We start from the raw sequence: 16,255 nt of genomic DNA on the forward strand, positions 1-16,255 counted from the left end.
CCCTCAGCGCATCTTCGGATCGAGGGCGTTGCGCACGGCCTCACCGAGCATGATGAATGCCAGCACCGTGATGCTGAGCATGATCGACGGGTAGAGCATGATCCACTGGGCGACGCGGATCTGGTTGCCGCCGTCGGAGATGTCGTTGCCCCACGACACGCCGTTGAGGCCGAGGCCCAGGAAGGACAGCGTGGCCTCGGCGGCGATGTAGACACCGAGCGAGATGGTGGCGACGACGATCACCGGGGCGAGGGTGTTCGGCAGGATGTGCCGGAACATGATCCGCGGGGTGCTCGCGCCCAGCGCCTTGGCGGCCTGTACGTAGTCGGACTGCTTGGTGGTGATGACCGCGCCGCGCATCACGCGGGAGATCTGCGTCCAGCCGAAGAAGCCCAGCGCGCCGATGACGATCCAGGTCGTGCGGTCCGGGAAGGAGTTGAGCACGACCATGGTGCCGAGCAGGAACGGGATGCCGAAGAACACGTCCGTCAGCCGTGACAGGACCGCGTCGACGACGCCGCCGAAGTATCCGGCGATCATGCCGACCAGGCCGCCCACGAGCGTGACGAGGACAGTGGTGCCGAAGCCGACGGCGATGGAGGCCCGGGTGCCGTAGATGAGACGGGCGTACACGCTGCGTCCCTGCTGGTCGTAACCGAGCCACCCGGCCGAGCCGACGTCTCCCAGCTTGGGCTTTTGCAGGTAGTGCTTGGACAGGTCGCCGAGGATCGGTTCCGCGCTGGTGAACCAGCCGGGGAAGAACGTGATCAGCAGCAGGAAGAAGATCAGCACGCTGGAGATGATGAAGATCCAGCTGCGCCGCAGGTCGGCCCAGGCGTCGCCCCACAGACTGCGGGTCTTCTCGGATCTGGTCTCGAGGGCAGCCACCGTGGGCGCCCCGCCGACCGGGTCCGTCGAGCCGGTCTTGACGTCGGTCTTGGTCACGTCAGGCATAGCGAATCCTCGGGTCAAGGACCGCGTAGAGCAGGTCGACCAGCAGGTTGGCGAGGAGATAGATGAGGACCAGGATCGTCACCAGGCCGACCAGCGTGGTCCCTTCACGCCGCACCAGGGCGTGGTAGATCGTGCCGCCCACGCCCTGGATGTTGAACAGGCCCTCGGTGACGACGGCACCGCCCATCAGCGCACCGATGTCGGTGCCCAGGTAGGTGATCACGGGGATCATCGAGTTGCGCATGAGGTGGACGCCCACCACGCGGTTCCTCGGCAGGCCCTTGGCAATGGCCGTACGGATGTAGTCCGCGCGGCGGTTCTCCGCGATCGAGGTGCGGGTGAGCCGGGTCACGTAGGCCAGGGAGGCGGTCGCCAGGACGATCGCCGGCATCAACAGCTGACCGTAGTTCGTCGAGTCGCTCACGTTCGGGTCCAGCCAGTGGAGCTGCTCGGCGAACACGAGCTTGGCGATGAAGCCGAGGACGAACACCGGGACCGAGATGAACAGCAGGGTCATCACGAGAACCACGTTGTCGGTGAGCCGCCCGGCGCGCAGGCCCGCCACGACACCCAGGAAGATACCCAGGACGAGCTCGATGGCGAAGGCCAGGGAGGCGAGGCGGAAGGTCACCGGGAACGCTTCGCCCAGCACGTCCGTGACCGGGCGGCCACTGGCGATCTGCGTGCCGAAGTCGCCGTGCAGGACCATGTCCTTCATGTAATTCCAGTACTGCACCAGGATCGGCTGGTCCAGGCCGTACTCATGTCTCAGCGCGGCGATCACCTGCGGGCTGCCGCCCTTGTCGCCGAAGAGGCCGCGCACGGGGTCACCGGGCAGGGCGTAGACCATGAGAAAGATCAGCAAAGTCGTCCCGATGAACACCGGGATCATCTGGAGCAGTCGTCGTGCGACGTAGCGCCCCATCGTGCCTCCATGTCAGTCACGGCGGCAGCGGACGGGCCCTTCCCCCGCGCACCACGTGTGGATACGTGCGGAAAGGGCCCCCCAGCCGCTGCCGTTCCCCGGGCGCGGTCGCGCCGCGCCCGGGACAACGGTCCGTTGCGGTTACTTCTTGACCTCGACGCCGGTCAGGATCGGGTCGCCGTCCTGGGCGTACTTGACGCCGGTGACCTTCTCCGAGAAGCCCGCGTTGACCTTGTAGTACCAGAGCGGAATGCTCGGCATGTAGTCGGGCAGCTTCTTCTCCAGCTCCTGGTACAGCTTCTCCGACTCCTCCAGCGTCTTCGCGCTGTCGGCCTCGGTGATCAGGGCGTCGATCTCCTTGTTGGAGAAGCCACTCTGGTTGCCGGACGACTTGGTGCCGAACAGGTCGCGCAGGAAGTTGGCGTTGAAGGGGTAGTCGAGCACCCAGCCGGAGCGGTACATGGACTTGACCTCCTTCGCCTCACGCGCCTGGAGGTCGGCCTGGAAGTCGGCCTTGGAGTCACCGGTGCACGCCACGCCGGTGGCCTTGGTGATGGAGTTGCAGACCGCCTCCACCCACTCCTTGTGACCGCCGTCCGCGTTGAACTGGATGGAGATCTTGTTGCCCGGAACGCCGCCGCCGGCCTTGATGAGCTCCTTGGCCTTCGCCGGGTCGTACGTGAAGATGTCGGTGCCCAGGTCCGCCTGGTAGCCGGTGACGCCCTTGGCGACCCAGCCGGTGGCGGGCTCACGGGTGCCCTGGAGCACGGTCTTGGTGATGGTGTCGCGGTCGATCGCCATCGACAGGCCCTGCAGGACCTTCGGGTCGATGCCCTTCCACTGCTTGGTGTAGAAGGCCGGGGCGACCGTCTGGATCGCGGAGTAGGCCTGGTCCACGGCGCGGTCGCCGAGGTCGTTCTTGTAGACGGGCAGGTCACGAGGCGCGATCTGGCGCAGGACGTCGACGTTGCCGGACTTCAGGTCCTCGTAGGCCGTCTCCAGGTTGGTGTAGTTCTTGAAGATCACACCACCGTTCTTGGCCTTGTTCGAACCCTGGTAGTCGTCGTTGCGGGCGACCTCGATCTGCTTCTTGTGGTCCCAGCTGACGAACTTGTAGGGGCCGTTGCCGACCGGCTTCTCGCCCGCGGCCTTCGGGTCCGCGTAGAAGGACTCGGGCAGCGGAGAGAAGACCTCGTAGCCCAGCTTGTAGGTGAAGTACGGCAGCGGGGCGCTCAGCGTGATGGTGAAGGTGCTGTCGTCGACGACCTTCAGGCCGGACATCTCGGTGGCCTTCGCCTTGCCCTTCTCGGGGGCGACGTCCGCGTAGCCCTGGATGTCCGAGAACCAGAAGCTGTTGGTCTGCTTGTTCGCCGGGTTGGCGGCCCAGTTCCACGCCTTGACGTAGGACTCGGCGGTGACGGGGGTGCCGTCGTGGAACTTCCAGCCCGCCTTGAGCTTGACCGTGAAGGTCTTGCTGTCCGTCGTGTCGACCGACTGAGCGTTCATCATGACGATCTTGCCGCTGGAGTCGTAGTCGACAAGCCCGGTGAACAGGGCCTTCGTCACGATGCTGCCGTTGGACTCCATGGTGTTCGCCGGCTGCAGCGGGTTCTCCGGCTCGCCGACCTCGATCGAGAACTTGCCGTTCGGGTCGACCGCGGCCTTGGTGTCGTCGCCGCTGTCACCGCTGCCACCACCACAGGCGGTCGCGCCCAGGGCCACAGCCGCGGCTATCGCGACCCACTTGGCGCTCTTGGCACCGCGCATGGGTTCCTCCTCATGAGTCCAATGATTCACCGCAAAGGGGAGCACATGACACACAACCGTCACCGTCACCGGTACCGGAGAAAGTCAGATGCCCCCGCGCTCGTGAGTCGGCGCAGACTGCCGCGCTTGACCCGTCGATCCGAGCTCTACGCGCCTAACTATCTGCCATGCGCCACGACCGAGCCACACCCGTTTGGTCTCGGTTCGATCACACCTGTCGCCTACATCTTCCAAAATCCGGACAAACAGTTTGCTGAAAGATCCCTGCGAAACGGACTTGTTACACAACTATCGGGCGCGACCGTCCGCATTGCGGACGTTCCGCAGTGAAAAACACCTTGCGTGTCCCCTGGCCACCGTGCTGGATTCCGCCGGCGTGCCCACGAAGCCGCAGACGCGGGAGTGAAAATGTCTGACGCAGTGTCAACGCGCTGTCGACGCACGGTAGGACACCGGCGGACGAGCCACTCACCGGAGCAGGGTAGTGCCGACGACCGGCCCCCGCGGGCCCACCGGTGTAAATAGAGGGTTTTCCCTATGACCCCCCGGACGGCACCGGGCACCCCCGCCGCTCGGCGGGGGTGCCCGGTGGTGCGTCGGCGAAGCCCGGCGTCAGCCGTACCCGGCCGGTCAGCCGTGCTCGGCCCGTCAGCCGTGCTCGGCCCGTCAGCCGTGCTTGGCGCGGCTCGCGGCGCGGGCGCGCTCGCGGGCGTCCAGGTTCACCTTGCGGATGCGGACGGCCTCCGGGGTGACCTCGACGCACTCGTCGTCGCGGCAGAACTCCAGGGACTGCTCCAGCGACAGCTTGCGCGGCGGGACGATCGCCTCGAACGAGTCGGCCGAGGAGGACCGCATGTTGGTGAGCTTCTTCTCCTTGGTGATGTTCACGTCCATGTCGTCGGAGCGCGAGTTCTCACCGACGATCATGCCCTCGTACACCTCGGTGCCCGGGTCCACGAACAGCACGCCGCGCTCCTGGAGGTTCGTCATCGCGAAGGCGGTGACGGCACCGGCGCGGTCGGCGACCAGGGATCCGTTGTTACGGGTCGTCAGCGTGCCGAACCACGGCTCGTGGCCCTCGTGGATGGAGTGGGCGATGCCGGTGCCGCGCGTGCCGGTCAGGAACTCCGTACGGAAGCCGATGAGACCGCGCGACGGGACGACGAACTCCATGCGGACCCAGCCGGAACCGTGGTTCGACATGTTGTCCATCCGGCCCTTGCGGACGCCCATGAGCTGCGTGACCGCGCCCATGTGCTCCTCGGGGACGTCGATCGTCATGCGCTCGACCGGCTCGTACACCTTGCCGTCGACGATCTTGGTGACGACCTGCGGCTTGCCGATGGTCAGCTCGAAGCCCTCGCGGCGCATCTGCTCGACCAGGATGGCCAGCGCCAGCTCACCGCGGCCCTGCACCTCCCAGGCGTCGGGGCGCTCGGTGTCCAGGACCCGGAGGCTGACGTTGCCGACCAGCTCGCGGTCGAGACGGTCCTTGACCTGACGGGCGGTGACCTTGCGGTCCTTGACCACGGCCTTGTTCTCCGCGCCCTTGCCGGTGCCGCCCCGGCCGACCAGCGGCGAGGTGTTGGTGCCGATGGTCATGGAGATCGCCGGCTCGTCGACCGTGATCAGCGGAAGCGGGATCGGGTTCTCGGGGTCGGCGAGGGTCTCGCCGATCATGATGTCCGGGATACCGGCGACGGCACAGATGTCACCGGGGCCGGCCTTCTCGGCGGGCTTGCGGGTGAGCGCCTCGGTCATCAGCAGCTCGGTGATGCGCACGTTGGACATCGTGCCGTCGCGCTTGATCCACGTGACGGTCTGGCCCTTGCGCAGCTCGCCCTGCTCGACGCGCAGCAGCGCGATACGGCCGAGGAAGTTGTCCGCGTCCAGGTTGGTGACGTGCGCCTGGAGCGGGGCCTCCTCGTCGTACTCGGGGGCCGGGACGTGCGACAGGATCGTGGTGAAGAACGGCTCCAGGCTGTCGCTGTCCGTGGGGACGGTGCCGTCCTCCGGCTTGGTCAGCGAGGCCACGCCGTCCCGCGCACACGCGTAGACGATCGGGAACTCGATCTGCTCCTCGTCGGCGTCGAGGTCGAGGAAGAGGTCGTAGGCCTCGTTGACGACCTCGTCGATGCGCGAGTCGGGGCGGTCCGTCTTGTTGATGCACAGGATGACGGGCAGGCGGGCCTGCAGCGCCTTGCGCAGCACGAAGCGGGTCTGCGGGAGCGGGCCCTCGGAGGCGTCCACGAGCAGCACGACCGCGTCGACCATCGACAGGCCGCGCTCGACCTCACCGCCGAAGTCGGCGTGGCCGGGGGTGTCGATGATGTTGATGGTGATGACATCGCTGCCATCCTTCGGGTGGTACTTCACCGCCGTGTTCTTGGCCAGGATCGTGATGCCCTTCTCACGCTCCAGGTCGTTCGAGTCCATCATGCGGTCGTCGAGCGACTCGGCGGCGTGCGCGGCGAAGGCACCCGCCTGCTTGAGCATGGCGTCGACGAGGGTCGTCTTCCCGTGGTCGACGTGGGCGACGATGGCGACGTTACGGATGTCGTGGCGCGTGGCCATATTGCGGCGTACTCCCGGAGTGTGAGGACGGCTGCGCGTACATCTGTGTTACGCGCGCCCTGCCGGGCTGAACATGCCACGGCCTCACCCCATGGTACGGGGCCATGAGGGAAGCGGCTTGCGCGGGCCGCCGCGCACCGCCCGCAGGGGGCCGGATCAGGCCTTCTCGGTGGCGGCCGGTCCCGTTGCGCGGGACGCCGGGCCGAGGGCGGCAGGCGTCGTGCGGTCTTCGAGGCGCGGGCGCGGATCAGTCGTCGGACGACCCCCCGGCCGACGGACGCGTCCCCTTCTTCTTCAGGAAGCCCATGTCCTCGTAGACCGGTGTCCGGAAGCCGAAGGCGCCCGCGTTGACGACGTCCTTGCGCACGGCTGTCAGCTGGGGGCGCTGGAAGAGGGGGATGGAGCCGGCGGCGGCCCAGATGCGGGAGTCCGCCTTGCGGATGAGGCTGCGGCTCTCGTTCTGGTCGAGCGTGCCGACGGCCTGGTCGAAGAGCTGGTCGACCTGGTCGGTGCCGACGCGGGTGTAGTTCTGCTCCACGTTCAGGGAGCCGTCGGCGGCCGGGACCGGTTTGGCGAAGATGGGGCGGGCGTCGGTCGCGGGGAAGGCGGTCGCGGGCCAGGAGTAGAGCGCGAGGTCGTACTGGCCGGACGCGATGTGGTCCTTGAAGTAGCTCTCGTCCGCGACCTTGGAGACCTCGGTGCGGATGCCGACCTTCGCCAGCATGCCCGTGATGTGGTCGGCGACGGTCCGCAGCGGCTGCGAGCCGGGGCCCGAGGGCAGCACGAAGCGGAGCGTGAGCGGCTTGCCGTCCTTGGCGAGCGCGCCGGCCGCGGCACCGGCCGGCGCGGCGGTCCCCTTGGGGGCGTACGCCCCGGGCGCGCCGCCCTGCTTCACCTGGTTCGCGTACTGCCTGCCGTCCTGGGCGAGGTGCGTGCCGCCGTCCTCCCCGTGCCTTTCGCGATCCCCCGGGTCCGCCTCGCCGCGCGCCTTGTCGTCCTCGCCGACGATGTACGTGCCCTCGTCACCGCCCGCCGACTCCTCGTCGTCCTGCTTCTGGGACCCGCCGGCCTTCTCGCCCTCCGCGCCGGCCGCCTTCTCGCCCTTCTTCTTCTCCTTCTTCACCGGGCCGCCCGGCACCCACCCGGCGTCCGCGAGCAGCGCCCGCGCCTCCGCGGTGTCCTGGCCGCCGAGCGCGCCGCTGTTGTCGGCGTAGGCGGCCTGCCCGGCGAGCGCGAGGTGGCTGCCGACGGGCACCGCGGGCAGACCGAGCGGCGAGAGGACCACCTTGGCCAGTTCCTTGCGGTCGAGGGCGCGGGCCACGGCCCGGCGGACCCGCTCGTCGGCGAGCGGACCGTCGGCGCCGTTGAGGGCGAGCTGGGTGTAGGCGGGTTCCAGCGACTTGCGGACCTCGAAGCCCCGCAGGGCCGCCTGCTGGCGCTCGTACCGGGCGACCGCCCGGCGCTGCTTCTTGCGCGCCCTGATCTCCTTGTCGGCGGCCTCCTCGTCGTCGGAGCCGTGGGCGACGGCCCACGAGCGCAGGGCGTCGGCGGCGGACAGGGCGGCACGGCTGCCGCCCGGACCCTGGAGCGGGGCGCCCGTGCCCTGGGCGCGGGCGGCGCGGGTGATGCGCCCGGCCGCCTCGGGGTCGATCTCGGCCAGGTCCAGCTTCCCGGCGGCCAGCGCCGCGGTCCGCTTGTCGCGCGGTACGGCCCGCAGCACGATCCCGGACAGCTTGGCGGGCTCGCCCCACCAGCGCGGATTGCGGGTGAGGGTGACCTCGTCGTCCTCGCGGTCCACCTTCTTCAGCGAGAACGGGCCGGCGGTGACCTTCAGCTTCCGCCGGGCCCCGTCGTTGAAGGAGTCCGGGCTGCCCATGACGTCCTTCGGGTACAGCGGCGAGAACAGCGACTGCCAGTCGGCGTACGGCCGCCCGAAGGTGACCTTGACCTCCAGGTCGTTCGCCCCGCGCTCGATTAGCTCGATGCGCTCGTAGCCGGCGTTGCGGGCGGTCCAGTACGCGGTGTCCTTGCCGGACAGGGCACGCCACTGGGCGGCGAAGTCGGCGGCGCCGACCTCCCGGCCGTCGCTCCACACGGCCTGCTGGTTCAGCTTGTACAGCACCACCTGCCGGGGTTCGGTCTCGACGATCTTCGCGGACTCCAGGTAGTCCGGGTCGCGCTCCGGCCGCCCGTTCCCGTCCAGCCGGTACATCACCGGCAGCACGGCCTGCGCGATCCGGGTGGTGGTGGCGTCCGCGTCCGCCTGGAAGGTGTTCAGCGTCTCCGGTACGGCGTCCACGGCCCAGCGCAGCGTGCCGCCGTCGGCGACCCGGGCGCGGGCGGCCGGCGCGATGTCCTGGCCGGCGAGGGGCTTGCCCGCCTGGTCCTCGGAGCTGCAGCCGGCCAGCGCGGACACCGCGAGGGCTCCCGCCGTGAGGAGGACGGCCGGCCGCAGGGCCGCGCCGGACGCCCCGCGGCAGGCCGGGGAGGGACGAGAGGGCCTGGGTCCGGCGCCGTCGTGGGACATCTCTGCTTACCTCCGGGTGCCGCGGGCGTTATGATCACATTTGGCGGTATATAGAGCTGATCACATGTATGCGGCCACTGAAGAGGAAAGGGTTCGGCAACGGACGGCGACACGGCGACCACAGCCGGGAAGCCCACCCGTGCGGCGCAACGCACCAGGAGTGCACCCATCCGCCTCGGCCAATCGGTGCACATCCCTTCCCACCGGCAGGTGTGACGCGCAACACTCGCAGGCGCATGAACGTTGCCGCCCAGGGCACGCCCGCCCACGGAAGTGAGGTCACGTCATGTCCGTGCACGACGAGCTGATGTCAGTCCAGCGCTGCCTCGACGAGCTGACCCGGTCGGTCAAACGCCTGGAGCAGCAGTTCGGCGGCGGCGGCCTGGAGATACGCCGGGTCCGCACCGACGCCGACCACCTGCGCGAGAGTGTCGCGCTGCTGCGCGAGGCGGCCGCCACGGCCGTCTCGCCCAAGCGCCCGGATCTCGTCACCATCTCCGACACCCCCTACGACGACTCGCTGTGGATCGACACGGACGACGAGGGACTCGGCGCCCGCGACCGCCGCGCACCCTGAGCCGTCCGGAGTCCCGAACCGACCGGAGTCACGCATTGGCCACTGGTACGGAACCCCCCGCCACCGAAGACCCCCATCCCCCGGGCGGCGGCGTACGCACCCCTACGCGCGCCGCGATCGACGCCCCGCACCTGCGCACCGACCGCTGGTGGCTGGCCCCGGCCGCCACGGCCGCGGGCCTGCTCGCGTTCATCGTGTACTCGACCTGGCGGGCCTTCGCGAACACCGACTACTACGCGGCGCCCTACGTCTCGCCGTTCTACTCGCCGTGCCTCGCGGAGAACTGCGACGCGATGCGCTCCGGCCCCAACGGGGACCTGTTCGGCGGCTGGTGGGGCATGTCCCCCGCGATCATCATCCTGATCTTCCCGCTCGGCTTCCGGCTGACCTGCTACTACTACCGCAAGGCCTACTACCGGGGTTTCTGGGCGTCCCCGCCGGCCTGCGCGGTGGCCGAGCCGCACAAGAAGTACACCGGCGAGACCCGCTTCCCGCTGGTGCTGCAGAACATCCACCGGTACTTCTTCTACGCCGCGATCCTCGTCGCCGGGATCCTGACCTACGACACCGTGCTCGCCTTCCGCGACGAGCACTACGACTGGGGCCACATGGGGCTGGGCACCCTGGTCTTCCTGGTCAACATCGTGCTGATCTGGGCGTACACGCTCTCCTGCCACTCCTGCCGGCACATCGTCGGCGGCAAGCTCAAACACTTCTCGAAGCATCCGGTGCGCTACCGGATGTGGCGGTGGGTGGGAAAGCTCAACGCCCGGCACATGCAGCTCGCCTGGGCGTCGCTGGTCAGCGTGGCGCTCGCCGACTTCTACGTGTACCTGGTCGCGTCCGGTGCCTTCGACGATCCGCGCTTCTTCTAGACGAGTGACGAGTGGGGACGTGAGATGACCGTGGTCGACCGCCAGGAGTGGGACGTCGTCGTGGTGGGCGCGGGCGGCGCGGGCCTGCGCGCCGCCATCGAGGCACGTGAGCGCGGTGCCCGTACCGCCGTGATCTGCAAGTCGCTGTTCGGCAAGGCGCACACGGTGATGGCCGAGGGCGGCATCGCGGCGGCGATGGGCAACGCCAACGCCGGAGACAACTGGCAGGTCCACTTCCGCGACACCATGCGCGGCGGCAAGTTCCTCAACCAGTGGCGGATGGCCGAGCTGCACGCCCAGGAGGCGCCGGACCGGGTGTGGGAGCTGGAGACCTGGGGCGCGCTGTTCGACCGGACGAAGGACGGCCGGATCTCGCAGCGCAACTTCGGCGGCCACGAGTACCCGCGCCTCGCGCACGTCGGCGACCGCACCGGCCTGGAACTCATCCGCACCCTCCAGCAGAAGATCGTCGCGCTCCAGCAGGAGGACCACCGGGAGACCGGGGACTACGAGTCCCGGCTGAAGGTGTTCCAGGAGTGCACGGTCACCCGGATCCTCATGGACGGGAACCGTGTCTCGGGCGCCTTCGGGTACGAGCGCGAGTCCGGCCGCTTCTTCGTGCTGGAGGCCCCGGCCGTGGTGATCGCGACCGGCGGCATCGGCAAGTCCTTCAAGGTGACGTCGAACTCGTGGGAGTACACGGGCGACGGCCATGCGCTGGCCCTGCTCGCCGGCGCACCCCTGCTGAACATGGAGTTCGTGCAGTTCCACCCCACGGGCATGGTCTGGCCGCCGTCGGTGAAGGGCATCCTGGTCACCGAGTCGGTGCGCGGCGACGGCGGCGTCCTGCGCAACTCCGAGGGCAAGCGGTTCATGTTCGACTACATCCCCGACGTCTTCAAGGAGAAGTACGCCCAGTCCGAGGAGGAGGGCGACCGCTGGTACGAGGACCCGGACCACAACCGGCGCCCGCCCGAGCTGCTCCCCCGCGACGAGGTGGCCCGCGCGATCAACTCCGAGGTGAAGGCGGGTCGCGGCTCCCCGCACGGCGGGGTCTTCCTGGACGTGTCGACGCGGATGCCCGCCGAGGTCATCCGGCGCCGGCTGCCGTCCATGTACCACCAGTTCAAGGAGCTGGCCGACGTCGACATCACCGCGGAGGCGATGGAGGTCGGGCCCACCTGTCACTACGTGATGGGCGGCATCGCCGTCGAGTCCGACACCGCCGCCGCCCGCGGGGTGCCGGGGCTGTACGCGGCCGGTGAGGTGGCCGGCGGCATGCACGGCTCCAACCGGCTCGGCGGCAACTCCCTCTCCGACCTGCTGGTGTTCGGGCGGCGGGCGGGCCGGCACGCGGCGGAGCACGCGGCCGGGCTCGCGGCCGACCGGCCGCCGGTGGACGACGTCCAGGTCGACACGGCGGCGGCGGAGGCGCTGCGGCCGTTCTCGGCGGAGGCCGAGGAGCCCGCCGGGGCGCCGCCGGAGAACCCGTACACCCTGCACCAGGAGCTCCAGCAGACCATGAACGACCTGGTCGGCATCATCCGCCGCGAGGGGGAGATGGAGCAGGCCCTGGAGAAACTGGCGGACCTGCGCGTACGGGCCCGCCGGGCCGGCGTGGAGGGGCACCGCCAGTTCAACCCCGGCTGGCATCTCGCGCTGGACCTGCGGAACATGCTGCTGGTCAGCGAGTGCGTGGCCCGGGCCGCGCTGGAGCGCACGGAGTCGCGCGGCGGCCACACCCGCGAGGACCACCCGGCGATGGACCGCGAGTGGCGCCGGGTCAACCTCCTGTGCCGGCTCACGGATCCCACCGGGGGGCTGGCGGCGACCGACCCGGTGCGCGGCCAGATCGACCTCACCCGTGAGTCCACCGAACCCGTCCGCCGCGACCTGCTGGCCCTCTTCGACAAGGAGGAGCTGGTCAAGTACCTCGCCGAGGAGGAGCTGTACGAATGAGCAGCTACGACGCCCGCTTCAAGGTGTGGCGGGGTGACATCGAGGGCGGCGGCCTTCAGGACTTCGAGGTCGAGGTGAACGACGGCGAGGTCGTCCTGGACATCATCCACCGCCTCCAGGCCACCCAGGTCCCCGATCTCGCCGTCCGCTGGAACTGCAAGGCGGGCAAGTGCGGTTCGTGCTCGGCCGAGATCAACGGACGCCCCCGGCTGCTGTGCATGACCCGCATGTCGGTGTTCACCCGCGAGGAGACGATCACCGTCACGCCCCTGCGCGCCTTTCCGGTGGTACGGGATCTCGTCACGGACGTCGGCTTCAACTACGCGAAGGCCCGCGAGGTCCCGGCGTTCGTGCCGCCCGCCGGACTCGGCCCCGGCGAGTACCGGATGATGCAGGAGGACGTGGACCGGCCGCAGGAGTTCCGCAAGTGCATCGAGTGCTTCCTTTGCCAGGACACCTGCCATGTGGTCCGCGACCACGAGGAGAACAAGACGGCGTTCGCCGGCCCGCGCTTCCTGATGCGGATCGCGGAACTGGACATGCATCCGCTGGACGCCGCCGCCGAGTCCGGCCTGGACCGCAAGAAGACCGCCCAGGACGAGCACGGACTCGGCTACTGCAACATCACCAAGTGCTGCACGGAGGTCTGCCCCGAGAACATCAAGATCACGGACAACGCGCTGATCCCCCTGAAGGAACGGGCCGTGGACCGCAAGTACGACCCGCTCGTGTGGCTCGGGAACAAGATCCGGCGGCGGCCGGCGTCCGGCTGAACCGCGCGGATCAGGCGGAGGCCCGCAGATACCCCGAGTGCGCCACCTGGCCGAGGTGGGTGAACCGGGTGTCCGTGGCCATGTGCTTCTCGAACGCCTCTTTGATCCCGGGCCACTTGGGGTGCCCGAAGTCGTCCAGGACGACGATCCCGCCGGGGGCGACGATCTGCTCGGCCCACTCCAGGTCCGCCGCGACACCAGCGGCGGAGTGGTCACCGTCGACGATGACGACACCGTAGGAGCGGTCGGAGACCAGGGCGCGCACCTCGGGGTCCTCGGAGAAGCCCTGCTGGATCCGGGCCGCCGCGCCGGCCGCGCCCGCCAGAGCCAGGTTGATACGCACCGCGGCCCCTTGCACGGGCGTGCCCGAGGCGTCGCCGCCCATGGTGGCGCCGGGTTGCAGCTGGGTGCCCGCGAGCGGGTCGACGATCGTCAGCCGCGGGTCGCGCCCCGCGCGCTCCAGCATCCGGATCAGGGCCGCGCCGAACATCCCGTACAGGGTGCCGATCTCCAGGACCTCGTCGTTCGGCGGGTCGAGCAGCGGTACGGCGGACAGCTTGCCGACGATGTTCATGGTGCCGCCGGCGATCCGGCCGACCCCGAGCGCCTCCATCGCGATGACCAGCCGGAACGCCTGGGCGACGGTGCGCTCGGCGCCGTCCCGGTCGCCGGTGACCCGCGCCAGCTCGGCGATCGTGCGGTCGAGGTGGGGCGCCGACGGCAGCCGGGACGCGCCGCGCCCGGTGCCGTCGAAGAACAGCTCCAGGGGGCGCTGGCGGTTGCGCAGCGTCTTCAGTTCCTGGTGCAGGGCCGCGTCAGGGCCACTCGCGACGGCCGCCCGGGGGCTCCCGAGGGCGCGGCGGACATGGCGCTCGATGCGCTGATCGATGAGGTCGGCCATCGGGCGCAGAGCGCGCCGGGCAGCCTTGCTGGTCAGTAACGCTCGCATCCGTGGACCGTAGGCCGCGCACAGCGCGTCCACAACCAACGGAAGGGCCCGTGCGGGCGAAGCACGCATGACGTCTGGGCCACGGGAGGCTTAACCCCGCCGCCCGAGCAGTTCGAGCGCCATGCGCAGATTGTGCTCGGCGATGGCCCGCATCGGTTCCGGGTCCGGGAAGTCGCCGTCGAGGAGACGCAGCGGGCCGGAGACCAGGGACAGCCGCATGGCCAGGCGGTACAGGCGCAGGCGGTCCTCGTCCAGGCCGGGGGCGCGCAGGACGTCGTACGCCTCGTGGAAGCGCAGCTCCAGGAACACGTGCTCCCACTCGACGTCGAAGTACATCAGGCCCTCGATGTCGATCAGGGCGGGGCGGCCCTCGGCGTCCAGCAGGACGTGGTCGGGGCCGAGTTCTCCGTGGACGAGGGAGTACCGGGCCCGGGGGCGGACGGCGGCGGCCAACTCCGTCACCCTGGCTCGCAGTTCCTCTTCCACGGCGGCGATCCGCCGGTCCCGTACGACGGTCTCCGTGATGTCGCGCAGGGCGCGGCCGGTGACCCGCTCCTCGCAGGAATGGGCCGACGGGACACCCCCGTCGTCGACGAGGACGACCTTGCCGGGGGCCGGCCCCTCGTGCGCGTGGAGGCCGGCGAGCTGGGCGGCCAGCCGTTTCAGGGCGGCGCGTCCGGTGGCCGGGTCCCGTTCCAGGGCCTCCTCCAGGCTGCCGCCCCGCAGGTCCTCGACGACCGCCGCGTCGGCCGGCAGCCGCGTGTGCGTGGCGTCGGCGTACAGGAGGCGGGGCGTGCGGACGCCGACGGCGGCCAGGCGGTCGTGTGCGGCCGTGAACAGGTCGAGGCCCGTGCCGTGCGAGAAGGGGTCGCGGGGGTCGGGGGGACCGGCGTCCCAGTAGTCCTCGTCCGCCGACCAGACGTACGCGACGGCCGTGGAGCCGTCGTCGAAGCGCAGCCGGTAGACGCCCTTCTTGGTGCCGCCGCGCAGCCGGGCGACGGCGGCGAGGGTGCGGTGGGGGCCGGTCGCCGCCCGGGCGAGGGGAGCGAGGTCGTCGCGGGTGAGGGTCGTGCGGGTGGCGGTCATCGTCGGATGCTCGCACCGGCGGGAGCCGGCCGCGGCCCGTTCTCCGTGGTCGCCGGGTGTCTCAGCGCACCCAGCCCTCCCGGTACGCCGTCCAGTCCCCCTCCTCCGCCGCGAAGTCGACGTACAGCGCGACGCCGAAGCCGGCGCGGTCGGCGTCCGTGCGGGACAGGCCCAGGCGGACACCACGCACGGCGGCGGGGACGGTCTCCGCGTGATTCCAGTGGCCGAACCGGTTCTCGTGGTAGAAGGGCAGGCCCATCAGCAGGTCGGTGGAGTCCGGGGTGACCTCCAGGGCCAGCGAGGTCTGCTGGGCGACATAGCCGCCGTACGTGCTCTCCAGCGGCTGCATCGTGTCGTACGACATCACCGCGATCTGGTCGACGCGGCGCGCCACCTGCCCGAAGAACTCCTGCGACCACCACTTCGGGTGCCCGGCGACCGTGCCCCAGAAGGAGTGGAACCCCGGGACCGGGTCGATCTGGTGGGCGGCGATCGACAGCTGCGCGTCCCGCGCGCGGGTGACGCGGCGCAGCGAGTCGAGGAGGGTGAGGTAGTCGCCGTCGCCGGAGTGCAGCGGCTCCAGGTCGAAGTGGACGCCGTCGAAGCCGACGGCCAGGATCTGCCGGGTGGAGGCGACGACGGCCGCACGGGTCGCGGGTCGCCCCAGCCGCATCCCGTCCGGGCTCTCGGTGGCGAGCACGTCACCGAGCCAGGCCTGGACGCGGATGCCGGGCGCCGCCTCGTGCACCGCGTCGACGAACCAGCGCGCCCGCGGGTGGAGCGACGCGGGCAGCGTCCCGTCGTGCTCCAGGGGGCCCGAGTGGACGTACAGGTCACGGATGCCGGTGGTCTCCAGCCGCCGGGCCAGCGCGGTGACGTCGGCGTCCTTCTTCCGTCCGTCGACCCAGGCGTGGCCGAGCCAGATCGCGTCCTTGCCCCTGGTGTACGTGCCGTCCGCCGGGTCGCCGGTGTAGTTCACCCGAAGGGCGATCTGGGCGGTGAGCAGCGGCAGGACGAGGGCCAGCGCCAGGCCGAGTGCGATGCGCCGGACCCGGCGGACCCACGGCCGGCGTCCGGACCCCGGGCGCGGCTCCGGCGCGGCCTGCTCGCCGTCGTCGGGCGCGGCCGGTGTCCGTCCCGCCTCGGCCTGGTGCTCCGCATCCATCCCCTGCTCCGCGTCCATCCCCGTCCCCCCAGAACGTCTCATCACGCGTTCCCTCCCCCTGTGCCGCCACCGGCCACCCCGCTCACCCCGCCCCGGTCGCGCCACCGCATTCCTGCTCATACGC

The 16,255-nt window shown here is 70.1% G+C and carries 12 protein-coding genes; 4 read left to right on the forward strand and 8 right to left on the reverse strand.

The features are described 5' to 3' along the window. Positions 1 to 3: 3 nt before the first annotated feature. The 5 genes from ACWD0J_RS18525 to ACWD0J_RS18545 form a co-directional block, all read right to left on the reverse strand. The gene (locus tag ACWD0J_RS18525) at positions 4 to 954 is read right to left on the reverse strand and encodes an ABC transporter permease (RefSeq protein ID WP_451496870.1); all 951 of its coding nucleotides are present in this window, start codon (positions 952 to 954) and stop codon (positions 4 to 6) included. Continuing rightward, positions 947 to 1,879 (reverse strand): ABC transporter permease, encoded by a 933-nt coding sequence (locus ACWD0J_RS18530; RefSeq protein ID WP_451496871.1) that lies wholly within the window; start codon positions 1,877 to 1,879, stop codon positions 947 to 949. The genes ACWD0J_RS18525 and ACWD0J_RS18530 overlap by 8 nt, the downstream gene beginning before the upstream one ends. 141 nt (positions 1,880 to 2,020) lie before the next feature. Continuing rightward, complete coding sequence (locus tag ACWD0J_RS18535) at positions 2,021 to 3,646, reverse strand: peptide ABC transporter substrate-binding protein (RefSeq protein WP_451496872.1); 1,626 nt, start codon at positions 3,644 to 3,646, stop codon at positions 2,021 to 2,023. Between the two features lie 666 nt (positions 3,647 to 4,312). Continuing rightward, the gene (gene typA / locus ACWD0J_RS18540; RefSeq protein ID WP_451496873.1) at positions 4,313 to 6,220 is read right to left on the reverse strand and encodes a translational GTPase TypA; all 1,908 of its coding nucleotides are present in this window, start codon (positions 6,218 to 6,220) and stop codon (positions 4,313 to 4,315) included. A 247-nt stretch (positions 6,221 to 6,467) separates the two neighbouring features. Then, positions 6,468 to 8,747: an ABC transporter family substrate-binding protein gene (locus tag ACWD0J_RS18545; RefSeq protein WP_451496874.1), complete on the reverse strand. Its 2,280-nt coding sequence runs from the start codon at positions 8,745 to 8,747 to the stop codon at positions 6,468 to 6,470. A 286-nt stretch (positions 8,748 to 9,033) separates the two neighbouring features. Here ACWD0J_RS18545 and ACWD0J_RS18550 point away from each other — a divergent pair, with 286 nt between their 5' ends. Genes ACWD0J_RS18550 through ACWD0J_RS18565 form a run of 4 tightly spaced genes read left to right on the forward strand, consistent with a single transcriptional unit; the run spans position 9,034 to position 12,931 of the window. Next, positions 9,034 to 9,324, forward strand: coding sequence for a hypothetical protein (locus ACWD0J_RS18550; RefSeq protein WP_451496875.1), 291 nt, complete (start codon positions 9,034 to 9,036; stop codon positions 9,322 to 9,324). Between the two features lie 35 nt (positions 9,325 to 9,359). Next, positions 9,360 to 10,199 carry a hypothetical protein gene (locus ACWD0J_RS18555; protein WP_451496876.1) on the forward strand — a complete coding sequence of 280 codons (840 nt, stop codon included), beginning with the start codon at positions 9,360 to 9,362 and terminating at the stop codon, positions 10,197 to 10,199. A gap of 24 nt (positions 10,200 to 10,223) precedes the next feature. Further along, positions 10,224 to 12,158, forward strand: coding sequence for a fumarate reductase/succinate dehydrogenase flavoprotein subunit (locus ACWD0J_RS18560; RefSeq protein WP_451496877.1), 1,935 nt, complete (start codon positions 10,224 to 10,226; stop codon positions 12,156 to 12,158). Continuing rightward, positions 12,155 to 12,931 (forward strand): succinate dehydrogenase/fumarate reductase iron-sulfur subunit, encoded by a 777-nt coding sequence (locus ACWD0J_RS18565; protein WP_451496878.1) that lies wholly within the window; start codon positions 12,155 to 12,157, stop codon positions 12,929 to 12,931. Before ACWD0J_RS18560 ends, ACWD0J_RS18565 begins: the two co-directional genes overlap by 4 nt. A gap of 10 nt (positions 12,932 to 12,941) precedes the next feature. Here ACWD0J_RS18565 and ACWD0J_RS18570 read toward each other — a convergent pair whose 3' ends face one another. The 3 genes from ACWD0J_RS18570 to ACWD0J_RS18580 all read right to left on the reverse strand — a co-directional run bounded on the left by ACWD0J_RS18570 (position 12,942) and on the right by ACWD0J_RS18580 (position 16,173). Further along, entirely contained in the window at positions 12,942 to 13,880 is a 939-nt protein-coding gene (locus ACWD0J_RS18570; RefSeq protein WP_451496879.1) for a class I SAM-dependent methyltransferase, read from the reverse strand. 90 nt (positions 13,881 to 13,970) lie between these two features. Beyond that, positions 13,971 to 14,966: a phosphotransferase family protein gene (locus ACWD0J_RS18575; RefSeq protein WP_451496880.1), complete on the reverse strand. Its 996-nt coding sequence runs from the start codon at positions 14,964 to 14,966 to the stop codon at positions 13,971 to 13,973. Between the two features lie 61 nt (positions 14,967 to 15,027). Then, positions 15,028 to 16,173 carry a hypothetical protein gene (locus ACWD0J_RS18580; RefSeq protein ID WP_451496881.1) on the reverse strand — a complete coding sequence of 382 codons (1,146 nt, stop codon included), beginning with the start codon at positions 16,171 to 16,173 and terminating at the stop codon, positions 15,028 to 15,030. Positions 16,174 to 16,255: the final 82 nt, after the last annotated feature.

This window comes from Streptomyces sp. NPDC003011 (assembly GCF_053591515.1).